At 43.2% G+C, this 24,401-nt stretch carries 27 protein-coding genes and 1 pseudogene; 10 read left to right on the forward strand and 18 right to left on the reverse strand.

What is annotated here, in order from left to right; translation table 11 throughout:
* Positions 1-13 precede the first annotated feature (13 nt).
* The gene (locus JC606_RS02320) at positions 14-373 is read left to right on the forward strand and encodes a glutaredoxin family protein (protein ID WP_004740097.1); all 360 of its coding nucleotides are present in this window, start codon (positions 14-16) and stop codon (positions 371-373) included.
* 105 nt (positions 374-478) lie between these two features.
* Here the strand turns inward: JC606_RS02320 and JC606_RS02325 are convergent, their stop codons facing one another.
* Complete coding sequence (locus JC606_RS02325; protein WP_004740096.1) at positions 479-1,114, reverse strand: OmpA family protein; 636 nt, start codon at positions 1,112-1,114, stop codon at positions 479-481.
* Positions 1,115-1,372: 258 nt separating this feature from the next.
* Here JC606_RS02325 and JC606_RS02330 point away from each other — a divergent pair, with 258 nt between their 5' ends.
* From JC606_RS02330 to JC606_RS02355, 6 genes are all read left to right on the forward strand, one after another.
* Positions 1,373-1,999, forward strand: coding sequence for a thioredoxin domain-containing protein (locus tag JC606_RS02330; RefSeq protein WP_137408326.1), 627 nt, complete (start codon positions 1,373-1,375; stop codon positions 1,997-1,999).
* Positions 2,000-2,055: 56 nt separating this feature from the next.
* Complete coding sequence (locus JC606_RS02335) at positions 2,056-2,529, forward strand: FKBP-type peptidyl-prolyl cis-trans isomerase (protein ID WP_004740094.1); 474 nt, start codon at positions 2,056-2,058, stop codon at positions 2,527-2,529.
* 180 nt (positions 2,530-2,709) lie between these two features.
* Positions 2,710-3,303: a TetR/AcrR family transcriptional regulator gene (locus JC606_RS02340; protein ID WP_137408325.1), complete on the forward strand. Its 594-nt coding sequence runs from the start codon at positions 2,710-2,712 to the stop codon at positions 3,301-3,303.
* Positions 3,304-3,453: 150 nt separating this feature from the next.
* Positions 3,454-4,485, forward strand: a complete 1,032-nt coding sequence (locus JC606_RS02345) for an NADP-dependent oxidoreductase (protein ID WP_198777769.1) — start codon at positions 3,454-3,456, stop codon at positions 4,483-4,485.
* 24 nt (positions 4,486-4,509) lie between these two features.
* Positions 4,510-5,130, forward strand: coding sequence for a glutathione S-transferase family protein (locus JC606_RS02350; protein ID WP_198777771.1), 621 nt, complete (start codon positions 4,510-4,512; stop codon positions 5,128-5,130).
* Positions 5,131-5,282: 152 nt separating this feature from the next.
* Entirely contained in the window at positions 5,283-6,965 is a 1,683-nt protein-coding gene (locus tag JC606_RS02355) for an RluA family pseudouridine synthase (RefSeq protein ID WP_198777773.1), read from the forward strand.
* Positions 6,966-7,099: 134 nt separating this feature from the next.
* Here JC606_RS02355 and JC606_RS02360 read toward each other — a convergent pair whose 3' ends face one another.
* The 3 genes from JC606_RS02360 to JC606_RS02370 form a co-directional block, all read right to left on the reverse strand.
* Positions 7,100-7,393: a YkgJ family cysteine cluster protein gene (locus tag JC606_RS02360; protein WP_082856299.1), complete on the reverse strand. Its 294-nt coding sequence runs from the start codon at positions 7,391-7,393 to the stop codon at positions 7,100-7,102.
* 164 nt (positions 7,394-7,557) lie between these two features.
* Positions 7,558-8,742 carry a D-alanyl-D-alanine carboxypeptidase family protein gene (locus JC606_RS02365; RefSeq protein ID WP_198777775.1) on the reverse strand — a complete coding sequence of 395 codons (1,185 nt, stop codon included), beginning with the start codon at positions 8,740-8,742 and terminating at the stop codon, positions 7,558-7,560.
* A gap of 186 nt (positions 8,743-8,928) precedes the next feature.
* On the reverse strand, positions 8,929-9,519 hold the full coding sequence (locus JC606_RS02370; RefSeq protein WP_198777777.1) for a DUF4136 domain-containing protein: 591 nt from the start codon (positions 9,517-9,519) through the stop codon (positions 8,929-8,931).
* A 268-nt stretch (positions 9,520-9,787) separates the two neighbouring features.
* Here JC606_RS02370 and JC606_RS02375 point away from each other — a divergent pair, with 268 nt between their 5' ends.
* Positions 9,788-10,042, forward strand: a complete 255-nt coding sequence (locus JC606_RS02375) for a YgjV family protein (protein WP_008219360.1) — start codon at positions 9,788-9,790, stop codon at positions 10,040-10,042.
* A 258-nt stretch (positions 10,043-10,300) separates the two neighbouring features.
* Here JC606_RS02375 and JC606_RS02380 read toward each other — a convergent pair whose 3' ends face one another.
* The gene (locus JC606_RS02380) at positions 10,301-13,468 is read right to left on the reverse strand and encodes a chitinase C-terminal domain-containing protein (protein WP_198777779.1); all 3,168 of its coding nucleotides are present in this window, start codon (positions 13,466-13,468) and stop codon (positions 10,301-10,303) included.
* Positions 13,469-13,943: 475 nt separating this feature from the next.
* Here JC606_RS02380 and JC606_RS02385 point away from each other — a divergent pair, with 475 nt between their 5' ends.
* The gene (locus JC606_RS02385) at positions 13,944-15,530 is read left to right on the forward strand and encodes a BCCT family transporter (RefSeq protein ID WP_137408318.1); all 1,587 of its coding nucleotides are present in this window, start codon (positions 13,944-13,946) and stop codon (positions 15,528-15,530) included.
* Positions 15,531-15,626: 96 nt separating this feature from the next.
* On the opposite strand, the gene JC606_RS02390 is transcribed toward JC606_RS02385, so the two are convergent.
* Together JC606_RS02390 and JC606_RS02395 are read right to left on the reverse strand one after the other, a co-directional pair.
* Positions 15,627-15,989, reverse strand: coding sequence for a RidA family protein (locus JC606_RS02390; protein ID WP_004737330.1), 363 nt, complete (start codon positions 15,987-15,989; stop codon positions 15,627-15,629).
* 110 nt (positions 15,990-16,099) lie between these two features.
* The gene (locus tag JC606_RS02395; RefSeq protein ID WP_332873229.1) at positions 16,100-16,864 is read right to left on the reverse strand and encodes a PhzF family phenazine biosynthesis protein; all 765 of its coding nucleotides are present in this window, start codon (positions 16,862-16,864) and stop codon (positions 16,100-16,102) included.
* A 192-nt stretch (positions 16,865-17,056) separates the two neighbouring features.
* Here JC606_RS02395 and JC606_RS02400 point away from each other — a divergent pair, with 192 nt between their 5' ends.
* On the forward strand, positions 17,057-17,503 hold the full coding sequence (locus tag JC606_RS02400) for a DUF417 family protein (protein WP_198777780.1): 447 nt from the start codon (positions 17,057-17,059) through the stop codon (positions 17,501-17,503).
* A gap of 107 nt (positions 17,504-17,610) precedes the next feature.
* Here the strand turns inward: JC606_RS02400 and JC606_RS02405 are convergent, their stop codons facing one another.
* The 11 genes and pseudogenes from JC606_RS02405 to JC606_RS02450 all read right to left on the reverse strand — a co-directional run bounded on the left by JC606_RS02405 (position 17,611) and on the right by JC606_RS02450 (position 24,340).
* Complete coding sequence (locus tag JC606_RS02405) at positions 17,611-18,087, reverse strand: GNAT family N-acetyltransferase (protein WP_004737327.1); 477 nt, start codon at positions 18,085-18,087, stop codon at positions 17,611-17,613.
* Positions 18,088-18,190: 103 nt separating this feature from the next.
* Complete coding sequence (locus tag JC606_RS02410) at positions 18,191-18,709, reverse strand: GNAT family N-acetyltransferase (protein WP_137408315.1); 519 nt, start codon at positions 18,707-18,709, stop codon at positions 18,191-18,193.
* A 93-nt stretch (positions 18,710-18,802) separates the two neighbouring features.
* Positions 18,803-18,970, reverse strand: coding sequence for a hypothetical protein (locus tag JC606_RS02415; RefSeq protein WP_170222463.1), 168 nt, complete (start codon positions 18,968-18,970; stop codon positions 18,803-18,805).
* A 144-nt stretch (positions 18,971-19,114) separates the two neighbouring features.
* On the reverse strand, positions 19,115-19,630 hold the full coding sequence (locus tag JC606_RS02420) for a GNAT family N-acetyltransferase (protein WP_137408314.1): 516 nt from the start codon (positions 19,628-19,630) through the stop codon (positions 19,115-19,117).
* Between the two features lie 30 nt (positions 19,631-19,660).
* Positions 19,661-20,017 carry a hypothetical protein gene (locus tag JC606_RS02425; RefSeq protein WP_137408313.1) on the reverse strand — a complete coding sequence of 119 codons (357 nt, stop codon included), beginning with the start codon at positions 20,015-20,017 and terminating at the stop codon, positions 19,661-19,663.
* Between the two features lie 56 nt (positions 20,018-20,073).
* A complete protein-coding gene (locus JC606_RS02430) occupies positions 20,074-20,727 on the reverse strand; it encodes a DJ-1/PfpI family protein (protein WP_198777782.1) in 654 nt (217 codons plus the stop codon).
* Positions 20,728-20,851: 124 nt separating this feature from the next.
* Positions 20,852-21,307, reverse strand: coding sequence for a GNAT family N-acetyltransferase (locus JC606_RS02435; RefSeq protein WP_198777784.1), 456 nt, complete (start codon positions 21,305-21,307; stop codon positions 20,852-20,854).
* Between the two features lie 19 nt (positions 21,308-21,326).
* The gene (locus JC606_RS02440) at positions 21,327-21,677 is read right to left on the reverse strand and encodes a hypothetical protein (protein ID WP_198777786.1); all 351 of its coding nucleotides are present in this window, start codon (positions 21,675-21,677) and stop codon (positions 21,327-21,329) included.
* Positions 21,678-21,817: 140 nt separating this feature from the next.
* Positions 21,818-21,952, reverse strand: a pseudogene (locus JC606_RS23305) (AraC family transcriptional regulator); the annotation flags it as partial.
* 50 nt (positions 21,953-22,002) lie between these two features.
* Positions 22,003-23,250, reverse strand: a complete 1,248-nt coding sequence (locus JC606_RS02445; protein WP_198777788.1) for a RidA family protein — start codon at positions 23,248-23,250, stop codon at positions 22,003-22,005.
* Between the two features lie 463 nt (positions 23,251-23,713).
* Entirely contained in the window at positions 23,714-24,340 is a 627-nt protein-coding gene (locus tag JC606_RS02450) for a hypothetical protein (RefSeq protein ID WP_198777790.1), read from the reverse strand.
* Positions 24,341-24,401 lie beyond the last annotated feature (61 nt).

The following is a 24,401-nucleotide window of genomic DNA, read 5'->3' on the forward strand; positions in this document are numbered from 1 at the left end:
TGTAGAGAGAGTTATGAAGTTTATCCGTTGGTTCTTAGGTCGTGTCATTTTGCTATTAAATTTTGTTTTTACTCCTCGTGGCGTGAAACGTTCGCAAGAAGAACAAAACAAAGTCAATGAGCAAGCTAAATCACACACGTTATACCAATTCGAAGCGTGCCCATTTTGTGTAAAAGTACGCCGCGCGATGAAACGTCAATCGGTTCAGTTTGAACTTCGTGATGCTAAAAACAATGAACAGCACCGTGCAGAGCTTGAAGCGGGCGGCGGTCGTGTGAAAGTGCCTTGTCTACGTATTGAGAAAGACGGCAAAACTGAGTGGATGTACGAGTCTTCAGACATCGTTGCTTACTTAGAAAAGCAGTTCGCATAAGCTAACAAGCTAAGCGAAAGTCAGATACAAAAAATCCCTCGAACGTGAGGGATTTTTTATGTCTGTTATTTGTGCGATCTTCTCTTAAGAACAAAACGCTAAAACCTATTTCGCGACAATCAGCATCAGCTCAACACGACGGTTACACGCCTTACCTTGCGGGGAAGCATTGGTACACGCTGGAACGTACTCACCAAAGCCACGAGTATAGATAGAACGACTCGACACATAGTTGCTCTCTAGGCGAGCTTTCACCTCTTTTGCGCGCTGCTCTGACAAAGGATCATTGATACGATCTGTGCCGGTGTTATCGGTATGACCTTCAATCACAATATCGATGTCTTGGCGCTGAGAAAGGTAACTACCAAGTGTGTCTAACCATTGATTGTAAGCGGGTTCAGGGAACGCAGATCCTGTTTTAAAATTCACATGTTGCTCAAGTTTTACCATCACATGGTTACCTGGCAACACTTCAAAATCGATGCGGTTTTGTCTTAGAAACACTTCTAGCGGGTCGTTCGTTGACACGCCACGACCGTAGTTAGTGGTTATGGTTCTTTGATGTTGAGAGCTACTTTGCATTGAGTAGCCGCGGCGGTTTGTAGTTGTTGTCGTTTGAACAACGCCCCACTCCGGATGCATCAAATCGTAATCTGTTTGAGGCGCTGTCTCTAGCAGATTGTCGCCTAACATACCGGTTGGTAACGTCGTTTCACACCCAGCCAAAGCTATGCTTAACATTATCGCTAAATATCTCATTACTTCACCAACCACTCATGCAGATAAACCATTTACTTATGTCTATATCGGCACCCAGAAAAAAACTTTAGACAAAAAGCACGCACTTCTAAAAATAGTGCTTTTGATCACAGTTAACCGTCAACTAGCCTGTCTTAACTCGCTAGTTCGTACTGTTTGCATTTATTTACCTTATAATTGTTTTCCAATTCGTACTAAATAGTTAGAATCTCACGACTTCTCAACGCTAGAGTAAACATCATGTTTAAACCATTTACTAAATTCTTCACTGCGCTTGTTGCTGTACTTGTTATTGCTGGTTGTAGCGAAACAGACGAGCCACAAAAAGGCGTTCAATACGAGGCGCTTCCGACCGCTCTAACAGAATTTAACCTGTCACCGATCACTGAAATCTTCTCTCTAAATTGTGGTCACTGTCGCCAAATGGAAAGTGCAATTCCAGAGATTGAGTCGCTTACAGACCAAACCATTGGCAAGATGCACGTAACATTCAATGAAAGTGCTCAAATCAGCGCAATGATCTACTACACAGCAGTAATGCAGCTAGACGCAACGCCAGACCACGCTTTCATGGAAGACCTTTTCGCTGCGGTTCAAATGGGCGCAGACGCGACACCAGAGCAGCGCCAGCAAGCGCTAGAAATAGCTTTCACTTCTCGCGGTTTGGTTAGCCCATACCAGTTGAACAAAGAACAGCAAGTAACACTTTTCGACTACGTTAAGAAAGCAGAAGAAGTTTCAGTAAAAGGTCAGATCAACTCAGTACCAACGTTTATCGTTAACGGCAAATACCAAGTGCTGACAGCTGGTCACCAAGACGTTGCTGGTATCGCAAAAACCATCAACTACCTTTTGACTCAACCATAAGCGCGGCTTTAGTCAGCTCATTAATAAACTAAGCAATAAATATAATAGGTTTTACTATGTCTAAATTTGTCATCCCGGTCATCGTCTTTCTTTTGGCGGGTTTCATGATTTACCGTACTTGGACAAATCATAAGTCTGGTGCAGAAAACTTCGAACAAGGTCAACAGTTCCTGCTAGAGAACGGAAAGAAAGAGGGTGTGATCACGACTGAGAGCGGTCTTCAGTACCTAGTTCTTGAAGAAGGTACTGGCACTGTTCACCCTACTAAAGACAGCAAAGTAACAGTTCACTATCACGGTACTCTGATCGATGGCACGGTTTTCGATAGCTCTGTAGAACGTGGTGAGCCAATCTCATTCGCTCTGAAGCAAGTAATCAAAGGCTGGCAAGAAGGTTTGACTTACATGGTAGAAGGTCAAAAAGTCCGCCTATTCATTCCAAGCACGCTAGGTTACGGCAAAGGTGGTACCGGCCCAATCCCACCATCAGCAACACTGATTTTTGACGTTGAGTTAATCTCTATCCAGTAATCTACTCGCTTGAAAGTGAGCATTACGTTAAGCCCCGACATTCAGAACATGCCGGGGCTTTTTATTGGTAAATCATTGCTTTAAAGCGCCTTATCACTGGCGACCATCCAGTTGACACGAATAATCAAGTAAAAACACAGCCACTAGACGACTGGTCTAATTTAAATTATAGTATCGACCATGAACGAGAAAACAAATGACACACGCCTGCATATTTTAGATGTCGGCTATCAATTAATAGTGAACAACGGCTTTAATGGCGTTGGCTTATCACAATTGCTTAAAGAAGCGGAAGTACCGAAAGGGTCGTTTTACCACTACTTTAAATCAAAAGAGCAATTTGGTGAGGCGCTAATCCAGCACTATTTTGAAAACTACATCACTAAGATTGAATCCATTTTAGTGCACGGTGAAGGCAGCCATTATCAACGAATCTTGAGTTACTTTTCACTATGGGCGAAAACTGAAGATGGCACCTGTAACGCACACAAGTGTTTAGTGGTTAAGCTCAGCGCTGAAGTTTCTGACCTTTCTGATCCTATGCGCCAGGCTCTGCTAAAAGGTGCTGAGAAAGTCACGATAACCATTCAACAATGTATTGTTGGCGGTATTGAAGATGGCTCTATCTCGGTAGAAAACAGTCAAGAAGCAGCCCAGAACCTATACTCAATGTGGCTAGGCGCTAGTTTATTAAGCAAGTTAAGCCAAAGTTCACATAGCTTAGAATCGGCATTACGCCTTACCAAACAAATTTTAAAAGGTGAAAGCCATTAACGCGCACTGCGTTTGATTGGCATTGACTTTATTAGCTTAAAAGAAATCACCCGCCCTCTTATCAATTTGATGACGGCGGGATTTTTAGGAAACAATACTAGACGACTGGTCTAATTCTAAATAAACACAATATAAAATTAAGGACATCCAATGACTCAACAAGACAATCGTCGCATCGTATTGGCTTCTCGCCCTGTCGGCGCACCAACTGAAGATAACTTCCGCTTAGAAACCGTTGCCGCACCAGCAATCAACGATGGTGAAATGTTACTTCGCTCAGTTTACCTATCTCTCGACCCTTACATGCGTGGTCGTATGAATGATGCAAAATCTTATGCCGATCCAGTTGCTATTGATGAGGTGATGGTTGGTGCAACTGTTTGTCAGGTTGAAGCATCAAACAACAGCGACTTTGAAGTTGGCGAGTGGGTGTTGGCTTACACAGGCTGGCAAGACTATGGCGTGTCGAATGGTGAAGGTCTTATCAAGCTAGGAAAAGAGCCGACTCACCCTTCTTACGCACTGGGCATCATGGGCATGCCAGGCTTTACCGCTTATATGGGTTTACTGGATATCGGCCAACCGAAAGAAGGCGACACGTTAGTGGTAGCGGCTGCAACTGGTCCAGTTGGCGCTACCGTAGGACAAATCGGTAAACTAAAAGGTTGTCGTGTCATTGGCGTGGCTGGCGGTCAAGAGAAGTGTCAATACGCGAAAGAGGTTCTTGGTTTCGATGAATGTATCGACCACAAGGCAGATGACTTCGCAGAACAATTGGCGAAAGCGTGTGACAACGGCATCGACGTTTACTTTGAAAACGTTGGCGGCAAGGTATTCGATGCAGTGATGCCTCTTCTAAATACAGGCGCTCGAATTCCTGTTTGTGGTCTTATCTCGCAATACAATGCGACATCACTCCCTGAGGGCCCAGACCGTATGTCTAGCCTTATGGGTACCCTTCTAGTTAAGCGCATTAAGATGCAAGGCTTCATTATCTTCGACGACTACGCGCATCGTTACAATGAATTCGCAACTCAAATGACCGAATGGCTTTCTCAAGGAAAAATGCACTACCGCGAACACCTAATTGAAAGTTTAGACGAAGCGCCACAAGCTTTCATGGGTCTATTAGAAGGCCAGAACTTCGGTAAACTTGTTATCAAAACTAACGAACCAAAATAGCTCAAGGATAGAATAGGCAGAACTATGATTACTTTACATCACCTGAATAAATCGCGTTCGAAGCGCATCATCTGGCTACTCGAAGAGCTTGGTGTAAACTATCAGATCAAACCTTACCAACGAGACAGTGTCACGTTTTTAGCACCACCTGAACTGAAGTCTGTTCACCCTCTAGGCAAATCTCCAGTCATTGAAGATGATGGCTTGGTGATCAGTGAATCTGGCGCGATTACTGAGTACCTCATTGACAAATTTGGCCAAGGTAAATTTGCACCAGCACGCGGCACAGCTGAATACGTTGAGTATTCTCAGTGGCTACACTTTGCTGAAAGTTCGGGCATTTTACCAATGCTGCTTAAGATCTTCGTGATGAAAGACGGCGCCGAAACAAACTTCCTTGGTGGTTATGCTGATGACGAAAATCAAAAGATACTGACCTTCGTAAACCAATCACTTGAAGGCAAAACCTATCTTGTAGGCGAAACACTCACTGGTGCCGATTTCATGATGTCATTCATCGTAGAAATCGTCGGTAACTTTGGTGCAACTTCGCTTTACCATAACATTGCTAAATACGGTGACCTTTTAGCGAGCCACCTTGCTTACCAAAAGGCGGAACAACTCGAGTTAGAACACTCCAATTAATCGAGATTTTGTCTATTCAATGCGTCCATAGCGTGAAAATGACCGTCTAAATGAAGCCAAAGCCGATTTATCTTTCGCTTTGGCTTCTCATTTACCTTCATTTCGACAACAATATCGAGCTCTAAACTGAATACCCATAGAGTTTGATCTTCATGTCAGCAAACCTTGCTCAATACACACCACTGCACACGTTAAACCAAACAGCGAATCAAACCTTATCGCTGCCAGAGCGTTTTACATTCCCGTATTACTATACTCCGCATCCACTGTGTGAAATAGCGATGCAGCAGCTTCAACAGTCACTGCTTGACTGTGGTGTGAATGAAACATCACAAGGTAATCTCTATGCCGTTCTTCTGGTTCAACACCCTCAAACTCAAGAATTGGGCTACCTTTCTGCGTTCTCAGGCTTGCAACTCGATTCGTCGTTAGAGTCCCAACTAACAAGCTTTGGCTTTGTTCCATCTGCATTTGATAAAAAGCAGTTTGAAAACCAAAACAGACACAGCTTAACTCAACAAGCGACTCTAGCTGACGACATCTCTAACCTAGAGCACTCTCATAACTTAGATGAACTGACATCAACGCTGAGCGAACTTAAAAACGACGCGAGCAAAGCAATAGAAGCATTTCAACTCACTATGGCTGCCAACAAAGCACAGCGCAATGAACTGAGAGAGCAAGCTAACCAAGAGAAAGCACTCGGTAATCTAGAGTATGCGGCCAATCTACTTAAGCAGTTAGGTAATCAAAGCAGCCAAGAGAAGCGAGACCTCAAAGCACTTCGTATCGAGTGGAAACAAAAGATCGCTGAAAAGCAATCACAAGTAGACGCTATCGAAAGCGAACTTAAAAGCCGTAAGAACGACTTCCAGGCCATTTCTACAGAATTAGAAACACAGCGCTTGTCTCACTATCGTTTTGTCAACCGAGCGGCAGAGTCAAAGAGCCTGCTTGAATTGTTAGATGGTAAAGACGCGCTTCAAGGCTCTGGTGACTGCTGCCTACCTAAATTGCTAAACTTTGCCTTTGAACACGGCTTTACACCGTTAGCTTTAGCAGAGTTTTGGTGGGGACTACCGCCAACAGATATTATTCGACAACACGGAAACCTCTACCCGGTTTGCCAAAGTAAGAGCTTTGAGATCCTTGAGCACCAGCTAAGTGGCATTGAGCTAGAAGATAATCCGCTTATCGTAAACCCTGCGGTCGGTAAGTCTTTTGAAATTGTTTATGAAGATGAAGAGATCGTGGTCGTGAACAAGCCCGAAGAGTTCTTGTCGGTTCCAGGCAAGTTCATCGAAGATTCAGTATATATACGTATCAAAACGCGCTACCCAGATGCAACAGGCCCTTTGATTATCCATAGACTGGATATGTCGACATCTGGCTTGTTGATCTTGGCGCTGACGGCCGAATCCAACAAACACATCCAGAAGCAGTTCATCGATAGAACCGTTGAGAAACGTTACACAGCTCTGCTTGATGGTGAAATCCACGGTGATTCTGGCGATATTAGTTTGCCGTTACGTGGCGATATCACCGACAGACCAAGACAACTCGTTTGTCATGAACATGGGCGTAATGCAGAAACGCACTGGCAAGCGGTCAGCACCAACAACGGAAAAACTAAGGTGTACTTGTATCCTAAAACAGGCCGTACCCACCAGCTACGCGTACACTGCGCTCACCCACAAGGACTTGGCGTACCAATTCGTGGTGATGACCTATATGGCTACAAATGCGAACGACTGCACCTTCATGCGGGCTACCTCAAACTGATTCACCCAACAACCGGGGAATGGATGGAATTTGAAGTGCCTTCTAAGTTCTAAATCGACTCGTTCTCACACAACACTAAATCAGTAAAACGAATCAGGGCTCTATATCAAATCGAGATATAAAGCCCTGACTTACAAGATATCGTATATTGATTTAATAATATGGATCAACCGGTTGCTAATACAACCTAACCCATAACCTCTTTACGCTGATCGATACACTCAAAAGAGCCCATTTCGAACTCACGGCATATCCATGGTCGGTTTTCATAGATAGTGCACATCAGTGTTTCCCTATCTACCGCTGAACACCAACCATCATCTAAACGTTTCATGGTTTCACCGCCCCACTCATCGTAAGCAATATGCTCTTCTGGGACACCGGTATCTGTGATAATCATAACCTCTAAACGACAACAGCATGCCTGGCAATTGGCGCAAGTTACTTCAGGTTCGGTGATGTTCTTTATCTCTATGGTCATAAGTAACTACACTGCTAAATTTTGCGTATAGTAATCGAAACCATCAGCGACTGCTAATAAAGAACGTTATTCACCTCGCTTTGTCTAGTTCTAAAACAACAAAAGGCGCTGTGATCAAATCACAGCGCCCATTCATTTTACTTTTCGTTCTGGTGTCAGTTCACTTAGAACAGACTTGAGAAGAACAATTTAATGTAGTCCATCAAACGCTTGAACAAGCCACCCTGTTCAACCGATTCAAGTGCGATCAAAGGCTGAGTTTGAACATCTTCACCATCAACCGTGTAATGAACGACACCTAGAGTTTGACCTTCTGCAATCGGCGCTTTGAGTTCCGAGTTTAATTCGATAGATGCGGTGAGCCTTTTGCTGTCTGACTTAGGTAGCGTGATAAACGTGTCTTCTGCAACCCCAAGCTTCAAAGTGTCTTGGTCACCAAACCATACTTTCTCTTCAGCCACTTGGTCGCCACCTTGGTGGACATTAAGCGTATCGAAGAATCGGAAGCCGTAACTTAAAAGCTGCTTACTGTCTGACTCACGGCTTTTAACACTCGATGCGCCCATCACCACTGCGATAAGTCGCATTTCACCTTGTGTTGCCGAGCTCGCTAAGCTGTAGCCCGCCCCCGAGGTGTAACCCGTTTTCATGCCATCAACCGTTAAACTTCTGTCACGGAGCAAGCCATTGCGGTTGTGTTGCGTGATGCCGTTGTAACTGAAAGAACGCTCACTGTATAAGCCATAGACATCTGGAAGATCTTTAATGATTGCTCGGCCAAGCATTGCGATATCGTAAGGCGTTGAATATAAGTCGTCAGCGTCTAAACCATGTGCATTAGCAAAGTGAGTGTTTTCCAATTTAAGCGAAGCAGCCCAAGAGTTCATCAAATCAACAAAGGCATCTTGAGAGCCTGCAACATGCTCCGCGATCGCTACACTGGCATCGTTACCCGATTGAATAATCAATCCTCGGTATAGATCCATCATCGCGACGTCGGTATTTACTTCGATGAACATTTTTGAAGAGTCAGGGAAATTCTTTGCCCAAGCGTTTTCACTGATTCTGACTTTATCATCCGCGGAGATGTTGCCTCGCTTCATCTCCTGACCTGCGACATAGCTGGTCATCAGTTTGGTCAAGCTTGCTGGGTTCAACTTGGTATGCGCATTTTTTTCGACGAGCACATCACCAGAATTAAAGTCGATTAACACATACCCTTTCGCGCCCAAACTTGGCGGTGCCGGTACTATAGAAGGTGCTGCGATAGCTGCCGTGCTAACCATCGCTGCGTTACTTACAATGAATATACTTAATAGAGGAAGAGAGTATTTGGAGAACAGTTTCATTGAATTAAACCTAAGTTAACGTTTTGACCAGTATAGACAAATGCTAGCAAAAGAAGCGCGAACTTTACGTTGCTTTACGCAAATGTACCTTTAGTTACAAATAAAAAAGTATATTCTGCGATCTGTTCATTTTTCCGACCGTTAATATCGACCAAGCAAATACTACCCCAACTTAGTATTTGCTATTTATCTCTCTGGCATTTGTCTAAATAGCATCTCCACAAAACCAGAAATTCGCTCTTTGCTCTCACTTGCTTCAAGATCGGCCTGAATACCCGTTTGCGCTAGCGCTCGCCACTGGATCACCTGAGAATTTGGCACTGAAAACACAATGTATAGAGAGCCTTTTTCGGCGAGTTTTCCCTTTCGATCATAGAATGAAACACCTGTAGAGAGCTGAACCGCATCGAAAATGGAATTGTCATTCAGCTCTGACTCTTCGGCTAGGCCAAAGCCAACCACCACGTCACCAACACCCCCAACTTGCTCTAAGCGGTACCCTTTTTCAGTTAACTGCTCTTCAATCGCATCACGTACCATGTCAGTCACGACGGTTTCATTGTATTTCTTAGAGAGATATACCTGTTCTGATTGTAGGTGCCATGAATAAGTCGTGACGCCATTTTTCATAAACTCGAAGTCACCGCTAGTAACGACACCATAATCATGCACAGGCAGTTGCTCTTGGGTCGTACATGCCGTCAGCCCAATGCTCATCAAGGTCACAAGCACAGCGGTCTTTATGCTTTTTGTTGCACAAATGGATCGTTTTATCATGGTTAGAGCCTTTACCTATATATCAATAACTATCAATTCAACCACCAACATAAACGGTAATTATGTTAAGCAAAAATGCATTAAACGTTTGCGTAATCGCTAACCTTCACTTCTACCTATTTTGGGGGTTTAATCACAAAAACGGAGTTGGTATAGTCTACCCCGTTAAACATAACCAGACCATTCGAGGCACGGAGCTTCCTCAATCATCTCATGAAGAGAAGAATTGGTACCGACAAAGTATCGGCAAATTTAAGAGGGTCAAACAATGGAATTCAATATGGTTGAGATTTTAGGTTACGCTGCGTCTATTATGGTCGCAATTTCATTAACAATGAAAGATATCGTTCGCCTGCGTGTCCTTAACTTTATTGGCTGTGCACTCTTCACAGCATACGGCGTTATGATTGACGCTTGGCCAGTGGTTGCAACCAACGGCTTCATCGCATGTGTAAACATCTACTTCCTTGCAAAAATGCAAAAGGAAAAAAAAGCGGAAGCGATGAAAGAAGCAAAAGCTTAATTTAGCGACTAGCGATTTCAAACTATTCTGAAAAAGCCCAAATAGAGCGATCTATTTGGGCTTTTTTATATCTGTTATTCCTCTACACGCTCACTACCTTCTACTTTTTCACCGTTCAGACGTAGCAGGCGTAAAACATAGTAAGACCATGAATAAAAAAACGCCGAACAGGATTGAGTTCGGCGTTTAACTCTACGTTAAGTGGTTTGTTTAAGGAGGCTAAGCTAGAAAGCTCTCACCTCTATCAACAAATCAATACTATGAACACACTTTGGTCCAGCTACCGTCACTGCCCGGCTCAGAACTTGTCCACCAGTTAGCTTGGTAAATACTGCCGTTGTGAACCACTTGGTCCCCCGTATTAGCATGGCTTGGGTTACCGGCCCAGTCTTTCTGAGGCAGATCTGGGTACACAGTTAAACCTGCAGTATCACACGTACCAGGGTTTGTGCCACCGTCGCCAGGGTTATCACCACCAGAGCTGATATCACCTAAAGGTAAATCTGGCTGCTCAAAGCTAAAGGCATAATCAACACCACCTACGTTAACGGCATAGTTTGCAGGACCTGAAATTGGTAAGTAATACACCATGTCCAACTCATACACACCACCAGCAGGCAGTTCTTTCCATGCAGGTAATGTAAAGGCCACACGGTGCATAGTACCGTCTAATCCACCGATGTTATCCGCACGAGTATGACCCGAAGCAATCACAGTCAAACCACCACCAGATTGATCTTTCGCGTTGTCTGGTGCAGATACTGGAATGTCGAACTGGAACTCAGTACCGCCAGGCAGTGCTTGCCCCGTATTGTTGGTAAACGTGATCTTAGGATTAATTGGGTAGTTTTGGTCACCGACTTTGAAGCCACCCACCGATACTGCGATGTCTAATGCTTCAGTAGGAATTGCGCCTGTCGCGACTTTGTTTCCATATGGCGTTGCCGAGTTAAACTTATCGTAGATAGCTTTAGTCATTGTGTTACCCATGTGGAACTCACCGTTACCGCTGTTACACGCTTGCTCTGTGGTATCAACCGTTGTTCGGTTGCCACTTGCATCAAGTACATAACAGTTGTAGTCGCCAGCCAGTTCCCAGAACATGATGCCGCCGATTTCTTTGTCGATAACGTAGTCCGCTTTCACGTTGATAGACTCTTTATCTTCCGTAGAAAGGAACACGCCTTTTTCAGCATTCCATAGCCAAGGTGCAACCGCCACGCTGTCGTAGTTACGCGTGTAAGTACCCCTTAGAACATCCGTTGGATCATTTACAGGATCTAGCTTGTAGGCGTCCGCATAAGAACCCCAAATACCTTTCTCTAGGTTCTTCGCATGCCACATTGGGTTCGAACCTGCGCCCATTTCGTTTCCTTTAGGGTCGGTATCATGCCACATGTTATCGATACCAATCGCACCGTGACCACAGTTATTCTTCTCACCTTCACCTGTACCAGCGGCACATTCAGATTGATTAGGCAGTGCAGCTCGGCCCCAAAGACCATTTTCACCACCTGTTACGCCCTGCCAACCACGCGTGTAATATGGAACGCCGATGTTAATACGACCTGCTGGCATTGAACCGCGGAAGTAATGGTAAGCCCAATCCGTGTTCAGGTAGCCGATGCCACCATAAGCCGCTGTGTCGTATACATTCCACTGCGCTAGTTCTGAATCTTTACCTGTATCAAACAAGGCTGCGTTATGGCCAACGTGGTCGTTCCAAGCGCCGTGAAGGTCGTAAGACATGATGTTCACGTAATCAAGATATTGAGTGACATCGAATGTTTCCATACCGCGCAACAGGTAACCAGAAGAAGGTGCCGCGATAGTTAACATGTAGTGATTGCCATCTTCAGCAGACGCCACATCAAGCTTCTCACGCAGTACTTTCATCAGCACTTGGTATGAGGCCCATAGGTACTCACGACGCGGTTCCATGAAGTCTTTGTCGTATGGGTTACCCGCACCGGCCATTGACGTTGGGTACTCATAATCAATATCTAGGCCATCGAATTGATATTTACGTAGCATTTCTACCGCTGAAGTCGCGAATGTTTCAATGCCTTGGTGGTTGATAGATCCATCAGCATTGGTCGTCATAGTATAGAAGCCACCATCAGCAACTCGGCTTCCGTCAGTCACGAAGTGACCGCCCGTTTCAGCCCAACCACCAATTGAGATTAGCGTTTTAACACCATGTTTTTCCTTCGCGGTTGCCAGCGCACCAAAGTGACCTTTGAATCCTAATGCAGGGTCGACTTCTACACCCGGCCACTCTTTACCTACAGCAGCATTATTTGGATCGTTTACGTCACCAACGTTCACTTTGCCATCCGAACCGATGCTCACAAACGCATAGTTAATATGTGTAAGTTGTTCCCAAGGAATATCATTAACCAGGTAAGCCGCTTGCGGGTCGTCTCCTGCACGCCAGCTGGTGAAGTAACCAATCACACGACGAGGGTGATCCGCGCCCATTTTCTCACGGCCTTCATCATCGTAAATTGTACAGTAAGGAACATCGACACCTTGCGTTTGATACAAGCCATCAGGACGACATGTACTCACCGTTGGAGCACCATTCACCTTTAAAGAAGCCAAGGCTGAATCCGTTGTTGCGCCTTGATCGTCGGTCGCTTTGGCGTAAACAGACAAAGTACCTGCTTGAGTGGTTGTGTAGTCAAGCGTATACGGGCTTGTTGCAGCCGTACCAACTAAAGAACCTGCCACATAAAAATCGACTTTATCAACCGTACCATCACTGTCTGCAGCCGTTGCCGTAAGTGTTACCACGCTACCTACATCTACAGAAGCCGCTGAAAGTGCAACTGATACCGTTGGCGCCTCATTGCCAGGTTGCAGTGAATCGACAGAAACAGATACCGCGCTTGCTACACTTGCTGCACCTTCATTGTCTGTTGCTACAACAGAAACCTGATGGTTGCCCGACGTTGCAGCCCAAGTCGCTTCAAATGGTGCTGCTGTTACTACTGCGACGGAAGTACCATCGACAAAAAATTCTACTGAAGCAACGCTACCATCAGCATCAAGTGCCGTAGCACTTAAGACGACATTATCGCCCTCAACGATCACATCTGACACGGTAGGTGCTGTTAACGAAGCGGTTGGCGCTTCATTTGGCGTCCCACCGTCTCCACCGCCGCTACACACATCAATCTTTTTCCATTGTGCATAGTCACCTTCAAATTGGCTCGGGTTGTTGTTTTGATTCCAGTAATTCGCTGAGTACGCGCTGCCGTCATGTGAAACCTGATCACCACCGGTGTATACCGTGGCAGAATCCCACGCTTCTAACGTTGAACAATCAACAGCCGCGTAGCTATTGAACGCCATTAAGCATGACGCGGTGAGAGTACTGAGTGTAAAAACCTTATTGGCCACTCTTCCTTGGTTTAGGTGCATGTTAGCTGTCCCTTAAGTTATTGTTTCAATATGCTTAATTTAAGTGTCATATTTCTCACCACTTAAATCTCTTCGCAAAACAACTGTAGGTAACAGTGCCAATTTAACACCTAAAATATTCGATATTTATAAAATGACTCGCATTAATTTGTTTATAGCATGCAATGAGTCGACACTTATTTTGCACGAACAACTAATATTAAATTTATTTCGGGACGCTAAAAAATATCGCCTAATTCACCTCATTAATTACAAAACTCTATTCATATCGACTTTATTCATTCATTCTGAAATTTCGTCTTAAAACTAACCAAAAGGGAGTGATTGAGCCATAGAACCGATTTCTTTTCTAAATTCGCCCACTTTTTCTTAACAACTGTGATAGTATCGCGGCTTTTTTGACGAACCTCACATTTCCAATGCAAGTGTGGGAGAAATACATAGGCTTGAAAGAGCCAAATATAGCGAAGAAATAATGTCCAACTTGACGCAAGTCGCCAACGAAAACATCAACGCAGAATCTACTTCTATTAACTTCACTAAAGCCCAATCTTTGGGTGAAAAACTGGAGCTTGGAAATCCAGTATTTTGGCTAAGTGGGAGCTTTTTAACTCTCTTTGTCATTCTTGCCTTCACCAACACCTCGGTGTTGTCAGAACTTGTAAACATCGGCTTTAGTTACTCAACTAAATGGTTCGGTGCTTTTTGGCAGGTTCTGTTACTACTCAACTTCATCATCGGCTTAGTGCTCGCACTAGGACGCACTGGTCACGTTCGTTTGGGTAAACTTGCCCTTCCAGAAATGACTACCTTCAAATGGATGTCGATTGTCCTATGTACGCTGCTCGCAGGCGGTGGTGTATTTTGGGCAGCAGCAGAACCTATTGCTCACTTCGTTTCTGCTCCGCCTCTATACGGCAACGCTGATCCTCAAGCAATGGCATTCAACGCCCTATCTCAGTCTTTCATGCACTGGGGATTTCTTGCTTGGGCAATCTTAGGTGGCTTATCCTCTATCGTACTGATGCACCTACACTACGACAAAGGGCTCCCTCTTAAACCTCGTACTCTGCTTTACCCGCTACTGGGCGACAAAGCGATCAATAGCTGGATTGGTAACGTAGTCGACGCATGTAGTATTGTTGCTGTTGCAGCAGGCACTATCGGCCCAATTGGTTTCTTAGGTCTTCAAATCAGTTATGCGCTAAGTGAACTGTTTGGTATCTCAGATAGCTTTGCTACGCAGAGCATCGTCATTCTATTCGCCATCGCCATGTACACCCTATCTGCATTGAGCGGCGTGAACAAAGGCATTCAACTGGTTAGCCGTTACAACATCATCTTGTCTGTATGCCTGATCGGCTACATCCTTCTTGTGGGTCCAACAAGCTTCATCGTTGATGGCTACTTGCAAGGCATGGGTGAAATGATCGATAACTTCATCCCAATGGCGCTTTACCGACAAGATACAGCGTGGCTAGGTGGTTGGACGGTATTCTTCTGGGGTTGGTTCTTAGGTTATGGCCCAATGATGGCAATCTTTATTGCTCGCATCTCACGTGGCCGAACAATTCGCCAAATGATCGTGTCTATCAGCATCGTTGCTCCGCTAGTAACCTGTTTCTGGTTCAGCATCGTTGGTGGTAGTGGTTTAGCGTTTGAATTAGAAAATCCTGGCGTGATTTCTAGTGCGTTCGAAGGCTTCAATCTTCCTGCGGTATTACTTGCTATTACTGCGCAACTGCCATTCCCGACTCTGATTGCAATTCTGTTCCTTATCCTGACCACCACGTTCATCGTAACAACAGGTGACTCAATGACCTACACCATCAGTGTGGTTATGACAGGCACAACAGAGCCAAACGCAGCAGTACGCACCTTCTGGGGCATCATCATGGGTGCTGTAGCCATTGCGCTTATCTCAATGGGCTCTGGTGGTATTTCTGCTCTGCAGTCATTCATTGTGATTACCGCCGTTCCTGTGTCATTCATCTTACTGCCATGTCTATGGCATGCTCCTAAGATCGCGACACAGATGGCAAAAGAGCAAGGCATCGCTTAATCACAAAGCCGACTAACCTCGGTTTCGTGTTTCGAACAAAAAAGCCACTCAAGTGAATCACCTGAGTGGCTTTGTTTTATCTATCTGTATGTCGGTTTATTGAAACTTTTCCCCAGCAGCAACCATGAATGACATTTCAACCAACAGTTCAGGGTTTGCCAGTTCAGCTTTCACACATGCACGGCTCGGTGCACAGCCTTCAGGGAACCATGCTTCCCACACTTCATTGAGTGCATCAAAGTTAGCAAAATCCGTTAGGTAAATAGTGACCGACAATACGCGAGATTTATCGCTATCTACCAGGCTCATCATCTCTTCAGCTTGCTCAAAAATTTGTTGGACCTGACTCTTAATGCCCGCAGATGTGTCCGATTCAGCAACTTCAACAAAGCTTGCAATACCATTAAAAACAGTCACATCAGACCAACGCTTGGTCGGGTTAATTCTATGAATCTTCACTCGCTATTCTCTTTTTATTGTTGGGATCTACATCAGAGTAATCTAATCCAAATCCTTAATATTGATAACAAAAATTAGTTCGCGGTATTGGTCATAGGCTCAACACACTTTCACTGACGGCATTCAACTCTAGCAGAGACGACAATCGAAGAGTTGGCTCCCTTCTCGACTTCAAAATAACCACCAGCACTCGAAAGCTGACGAACTGAGAGTTTGTCTTTTCCTAGCTTATCGAACCAATATGGGGCCAGTGAACATTGCGCAGATCCGGTTGCTAAATCCTCTGAAATGCCGATCTTCGGTGCAAAATAACGAAGTACATAACCGTCATCCGAGCTTTGAGCGGTCACCATAACAGCATGTAAATCATTGATTTTTCTATACTGTTCAAAATCAGGAGTAAAATTCCTTACTGCTTCCTCTGAATCCAACACTAACACTAAATCTCTTGTCGAGAATACATCGACAACGGGCTGATTCAAAGCCGACAAATCAATTGGAGCATCGCTCCACTGAACGTAAGGTTTACCATTCCAGCTTGGCAGTTCCAATCGAGATAGGCCGTCTTTTCTAGAAATCACGACCTGTCCGTAATCACTGTTTAGCGTAACCTCTTCAAACTTATACCGCTCAATCAAATCAGTACCAGCACCCAAACTACCATGACCACACAGGTTTATCTCACCATCTAATCCAAACCAACGGATGTCAAACTGACTTCCCGATTTCTTCACAAAAGCAGTAATAGGCTGTGCTAGTTGATGTGTTATTTCTAGTAGCTCTGAATCTGCTAACCATTGCTCTAATTCAACAACCCCACAAGGGTTCCCTTTCGCCGACTCTCCACTAAATACATCATATATAAGTGCGTTGATAACTTATCTCCTTGTACCGTCGTATTAAGCTCTTAATAAAAACTATCATTTCATTTTCTTCAAATAAACCATTGATACATATAACATTAAAATACAAATCGCAATGATTCATAAGCAGGAGTAATACTCTCACAGTGAAATTAATTTTGCACTAGTGCGGTCATGTGTAGAACTTATTAATGGAGTACTTTTATGCATGTTCAAACCTATGATTTAAAACAAATCAACTTCGGATACAACCTTGGCGTGATAGGTGTCGCGTTGGTGTTAGCTTGGATTGGAATTTATAAGTTTACGCCTACCGAGGCGATGTTGATTGAGCCTTTAATTGCCAATCACCCAGCAATGAGTTGGCTTTACAACTTATTCTCAGTCCAAGCCGTGTCTAATATGGTTGGTGGTGCTGAAATCATTGTCGCCCTAGGGCTGATGATTGGGTTTAAGAAACCGCAAGTCGCGTTTTATTCTGGCATTGCTTCGGCGGCTATCTTTGTTGTGACACTGAGCTTTCTAATTACCACGCCAAACGCTTGGAAAGTATCGGATGGTATTTTGGTCACTAACTTCTTCTTAGTGAAAGATATTCTATTTTTAGCAATCGCGATCAGTGTAATCGAACGCAATAAACCTCAAAAGTAACGATAAAGCAATAAGGTTACCCTAAATCTAGAGGACACCTTAAACCTTAAAATAGACAGGCCCGAAGCTGGCTAGAAGGACCCCGCCAGCTTCTGATATATAAGGTTTTACTTGGCAATCCCATCATGATTGAAGCATTGTCTTGTTACCAAACCCCACTTTTCGTCTTGGTACTGGTCTTCCACATAATTACCTGAGGTGTAGTCATTAACGACTTCTCTCCAGAACTTAACAGCATGATCTGCGCCCAGTACTTGTTTAATCTCCCAACTGCCTTTTAGGTGTTCAAACAGTTCAGAGATAAACTGTTTCCCTACTTTATTTTTTCGAAAATAAGGCACCACATAGAAATCACAAATCTCAAACTCGTTTGGCGCTTTGGTTTCAATGGCAGTTAATGCAGCAGGAACGCCATCAATGTAGAGTAAATAACCCGTTACGGCATCACCAAGCGTCGGGTAAATCTCAAACAAGCCATACTCGTCTGGTTTGTCTCCGATAATCTTTGAAAACTCAGCCGCATAGCCCTGATATAAATTCGCGTATACCTGCTGATTACCACTATAGACTGTCACAATGTTCATAAACTGATCTCTGTATTGTTTCGCACCACAATGGTGTGAGCTCATCTTTCCGAGCCTATTATCTCATTGATTATAGGAAAAATAATAGATATCAAATGCCCACTTATACGGATATTGCCTTGCGGTAATAGTTGGCATCCTGTTGCTTTCCCTTGAATACTGCGTAATTTGGGACACAATCAACGAGGTCGAAGCCCGTATTTGTTAGTACTTTATTTGAACCGACATTACCTACTAATGCATAAGCATCAATATATTTTAGGGATGAGTGCTTAGACAAGTAGATTAGCAGCTTTCTGACCGCATTAGAGGCGACACCTTTAGAACCAAAAGCTCGACCAACCCGATAGCCGAGCTCCCCGTTTTCACCATTTTTGCTGATATCGCGAACGTTGATTCTTCCACAAATGACGCCGTTAGCGTCCTTAATTAGCATTGGGATCAACTCACCATTTTGGTATTCCTTCAGGAAGAGCGCAATTTGCTCGGCAACCCCTGAATCAGAATAGAAACTGTCATCCCTAGCAGGAACAAATTGATTAAACCACTCTCTATTTTCGACTTCAAATTCGAAAAGAGGACCAACATCACTTGGTTGAAGTAAGTGTATAGATATATCCATAAGTAACTCTACAAGGCTCCCTTAAAGTACTGTTTTTTTTCAGATTTCGAACTCTCTGTGTTTCTATCTAGGATGATGGGAGTCAACCATCACTCAAAGTATTGGCATGACCGAAAACAATCCCATTACCGCCATAGATAACAAGGCACCACTGAAAAAACTCGGTGCATGAAATGGTCGAACTTTTGATTTAACGACCTCTCTCTCAATCGCTTCTTGGTAAGTTTTAACGGAGAGTTCCTTAACGTAATTACTTTGCATAATAAGCTCCTTATGAATAAGTAAAAGAAGCTTAAGACTTGAAGTTAGGTTGAGGTAAAGCGAAATTTTAGATAATTGAACTATTTATTTCGCTAGACCATTTAATTTTTGTAAATGTAGAAATGGATACGATATATAAGAAAACTAAAGTAAAGAGTGATACAGGTATAGTTCACGATCTCTACCATGGACTTTACGCACCTGCTTCTCAACAAACTTTACACCGAGCTTTCGTATAACTGACTCTGAGCGTTTGTTTTCAGACAAGTGCATCACTTTCAGTTCTGTGAGCCCCAAATGAGCTTTGCTGTATTCCACTAACGCCAATGAGGCTTCATAGGCTATACCCTGCCCCCAAAACGGAACACCAAGCCAATAACCAAGAATACCAACACCATCTTGCAAACTAGGAAAGCTAACTGCACCGATAATCTCGTCGTTTGCTTTAAGAGTTATCGCGTACACCACACCTTTTCCTTCATTAAAGAAAGACTCGTGCGTGTTAATCCAATCAGTCGCCATACTTGCTTCATATGGATGAGGAATATTAGCCGTCATATCAGCTATCACTTTCTCACCCGCAAGTTCAGCAACGCGCTCGCTATCACTCAATCGAAATGGCCTTAAGATTAATCGTTCCGTGGTAATATTCTGCTGCATAACCTCTCGCTTAACTAAAGGCTGATAACACTATTCCAAAATCACCCTAAAAATGTCGTTGTTCACGCCACCCACATCCACTAACTCTCCAGTTTTCATATGAATTGACGTGTTTAATTGTCGAGTCGAGCGTGGCTCTTTCGTTTCTCGAATCACAAGCATATCGACCAAGTAACCAGAGTCTTGCTTTCGTACTAAACCCGAAAAAGTGACACTTTCAGCTCTATCGGCGAGTACTGAATTAAATGTTTTGTCTTCTAATACGCCTGCGGAGATCGATGTCTCGCCATAAAACAACGTGATACTTGTTGGGTCCGGTTGTAAAGCTTCATTGGACGCGCAGCCCGTCAGAGCTAGGCATAGCATTAAAATAATTCTAAATGGCATACACTTGTTTTCGTTCTCTCGCTAAACGCTTTTTGTAGGAATACCGTGACTATGATTCAAACCATTGCGTCCAGCAGCTCAGCTTTTAGTGATTTATTGTGTAAGTTATCAGCCTCTGCAGACTGGATGGTTCCCGAGATAAGATCTTCGAAGAGATCTAACTGCCCTGCGGGGATGAGTTGATTTTGAATCGCTCTACGTTTGTTAGAATCAAATAATCGTTCAGCCATCCAACCAATTAAGTAGACCAGAGAAAGACATCCACCAGCCGTAGCAATGTTGCCTTCAATAACTAAAGGCAGATCTTGGACGTCTCCCCCCATCGCTTCTAATGTTGGTTTGGCATGCGGGTTTGTTGTAAGCCTCTTACCTTTAAGTAAACCCAGTTCGTGTAACACAAAAGATCCCGCGCAAATCGACCCGATTAACTGCTCGCTCGGATCCAGCTGTAATGAGTTCATGAACTCTGGCTCTTTCAATGCAGCAGGAATACCGCGATAACCACTTGTTATCAGCACTACATCTTGCTGCGCTACTTCACTCAAATGGCCATCGGTTTTCACCGTCATACCCAAATGTGAACGATGCTCAGGCTTAGTTCCAAGAACCTTAACCTCCCAAGAGTCCGTCGTTCTTCCTAATAAGTCATACATCAAGAAGAAGTCTACATCTGTGAAGTCATCAAATAATACGATTCCGACTTTGTACATAATACATGCCCTTGTTGATTACTCTCGAAAGATGAGAAGCGTTAATAGTGAGGCGATTCATAGAAAGGTGATATTAACCACCACATACTTGAGGTCAAACTCGATCCACAATTATTTATGACCCCTAGGTAACAGCGACGAAATTAGACCATTTTCTTTTTACTTCAGGCGTCAACGCTAGAGTAAACTCATAGCCTAAGTGATTCTCACGTGTTACTTCAAATCCTAATCGCTTATGAAACTGCACCGACAGTTCATTTAAGCGTAAAACATTGCTTACTAATACCCTTGAATCACGATCTTTCAGTATGTTTACAATGCCACGAAATAGAGCAAGAAAAGCGGCTTTACTTCTATAGTCTGGGTGTACCACAAACATAGGGACAAACCAGCTGCCATCGCCTAAATCACTTAACGTCGTGTAGCCAATTAGCTTATTATGTCGCCGATATTCGACAAGCAGTCCTTGTTCCATCGATTGGGCATGAGATGCTAAATACACATCTCTATCTATTGGAAAGCCCGCTTCTTTTGAAATTGACTCCAATGTCATCACGTCCAGTTCTAAATATTCTTCCATAACTACCTCTTACCCGTACTTAAAAGAATTGCAGAACAAAGCACGTAATAAACGCCGGTAAGCCAGCAATGAATAACACTAAGCCCGTTTGATAATTCATTCGATAGTGTTCTTGTTGGTCTTTAGCAAAATCGTGCCCGTCGACCATTTTGTAGACTTTGTCTGTAATAGGATCATCTAAGCGCGTTGTTTTGCTATGAACGCCTCCCTCCCACAGAAGTTTTGCCAAAATCGAAATGACAATAACGACAAAAAATAAGAAGTCGACGAGTCGAGTAGAAGCAAAGAAAGGAAAAAACTGCGACAGCACAAAAACGACCATTGCAGCCATTAAATTGATAAGCACAACTTTCTTTAACAAATCGAGCAAATGAACCTCCTACAGAATCTTACTACTTCAATAACAGGTATTTATAAAATTTATATTTCTCGGTCAATCAAAAAGTATGCGCAAGATTGCACTATATGAAGTGCCGCATGTTTAACAACCTTCATTGCTGATAGGAAACATTACACCGCTCGTGGTGATGTATTGAGGTGGCGCTTACATTCGCACCTAAATTGAGATGAATTGGAGTCATTGATTCGGCATGCAACGTCGCTTATTCGCAGGCCTTCAAACTGAATCAGCTCTAATTCCAAGTTAGGAACTAGAGCTTAAATATCAACGTTGTTATCGATGTGTGCAACTATGCTTAAGCAACAACACCTTGTGGGGGTGTACCTTCGCAGTTAGATACGACGGCATCAATTTGAATTAATGCACTCATAGGAATCTGCGAAACCCCAACCACCGTTCTTGCCGGTAAGTCAGCACTAAAGAATGTAGTGTAGACCTCGTTCACCGCATCAAGATCTGAAATATCTTTAAGTTGAATATTAACTTTCACCGTATCGTCCATGCAATGATCAACACTTTCAATGATCGCCTTAATATTCTTAAGACACTGTTCAGCTTGCTCTTTAATACCACCAGCAACCACTTCATGAGTTTTCGGATCTACAGGAAGTTGACCTGAAATATGATTGTAGTGCGAGAAAGCAACGGTGTGCGAATAAGGCATAAAAGGTGCTTCAACCGTATTATTTGCTTCAATAACCAGTAAGCAAGTATCTTCTGGTAATTGTGGTGGTGTGCCATCGCCATGTGAAACTGAGGTATCGATTTGGACTAAAGCGCCCATGGGTAATTCAGATGCCTGTACAATCGTTCGCGCTGGAACATAACTTGGGAAGAACTTGGCACAAGCTTCGTTTACCTTCTCTGCATCTTGGATATCTTTTAGATAAATCGTGGTTTTCACCACATCATTCATAACATGACCAATGCTTTCCAGAATCATTTTAATGTTTGCTAAACATTGCGTTGTTTGCTCTGTGATACCACCTGAAACCAACTCACCGATGTTCACATCAATCGGTAATTGAGCTGAAAGATTATTGTAGTGAGAAAAAGCAGCAGTCTGAATAGACAAAGCACTCTGAGGGACTTTATCCGTGTTTCTTGATACCTTAACTAACGCACATGGAGCCTGTGGCGTTGTACCTTCACCGTTTGAAATAAGCGCGTCCATTTGAACTAGCGCATCGCTCATTGGCAGAGCTGCAACACCAACTACTGTGCGTGTCGGAAGGCTATTACTAAAGAAGCCCTTATAAACTTCATCGATAGCTTCCATATCGGAAATTTTCTTAACGAAGATATTAATTTTCACCACGTCATCCATTACATGGTCGATACTTTCAACAATCGCTTTAATATTATTCAAACATTGCGTTGCTTGATCTTTAATATCACCGATGACTATTTGACCTGTCTTAGGGTCAATGGGTAATTGAGCAGAGAAATTATTGTAATGAGAAAAAGCAACGGTTTGTGTAGATACATTATTTAATGGTGCATTTTCAGTATTTCTTGAAATTTTAATGATATCGCTACTCATTGGTGTGATCCTTTTAATAAAATAAGAATACGTATTTATATTGAACAATCGTATTGGAATGAATAATTAAAGTAGCGCCATGTTAGGTGAATAAACTTAGATTGAACGTGATACCCATCAGACTATCACTCGAATAATATTCAATGACTTATGGGATAATTAGTCATCAAAAGACTAATTATCCACGTAAATTAGGTTTGAGGACTACTCACCCCTAACTGTTTTCAAGTATATCCAATTATATTGAATACTTTCCCACGTAATATAATGGGTAAGTTTTTAAATTTAGTTCGTGTTTGTTAGCTTGTTCACACTAAAAGACCCTTAACCAATGTTTTTTAGAAGTTACCGCCTTATTTCCATGCATAAATTTTTAGGCTGGTTAACTAATTATTTTAAGTGACTTTTTTGTGTGAAGATGCCGTCAACGTTTGACTATTGACGCCATGCTCGTGAGTTATTTTTAATTTGAATAGCAAGATTTGATAGATGATAAGAGCAAAAACAGTTTGAGGCAGTCTGTTTTGGTATACGCTGTCTCCCTACGACCGTGAACTGATACATGCCGATTTAACAAGCTATCGTACTCATTACTATCAAAATCCACCTTAGAAAATAAAGCTTCCGTAACGTTTGCAATATCGTTTAGCTTATATCTTAGGGAGTATTGGCAGTGCTCTGAATTAACTCTTCTCCTTATCCCTGTCACGTAGCGAAGACTTTTGTAGTCACCTCTATTGGCAAGATACATAAGGGATGTTTCAATAATACTAAACAAACTAGGTATACAAACATTATAAAAGCCTAACTCAAAAGCCTTAATGCATTCTTTCAACATATCACTGTAAGGTGAAACTATTAACTCAGTTTCTCTTTCCAGTTCAATCAAAATTAGAGAATCGAACCTTTCCTTTAAAAGTATTTCTATCGCCTCAAGATCAGTTAATCCACTTTCGCGTACGAACATATATAGCTCGTCTTCTATAAGGTCTGAAGTAATACACCAACCATGATGTTTTAGATTTTCGCTGCCCAACCATAGAGCGCGCTCTATGATACTCTGAACAAGTTCAAGTCTATCTTTATCCATATTAACTCCGACGTTTCCAACTAAATATTTAACAACCTATCAGACAGAGAGCACTTTCCCA

Origin of the sequence: Vibrio sp. IB15, assembly GCF_016406055.1 — a bacterium.
In the GTDB taxonomy this organism is placed as follows: Bacteria; Pseudomonadota; Gammaproteobacteria; order Enterobacterales; family Vibrionaceae; genus Vibrio; species Vibrio chagasii.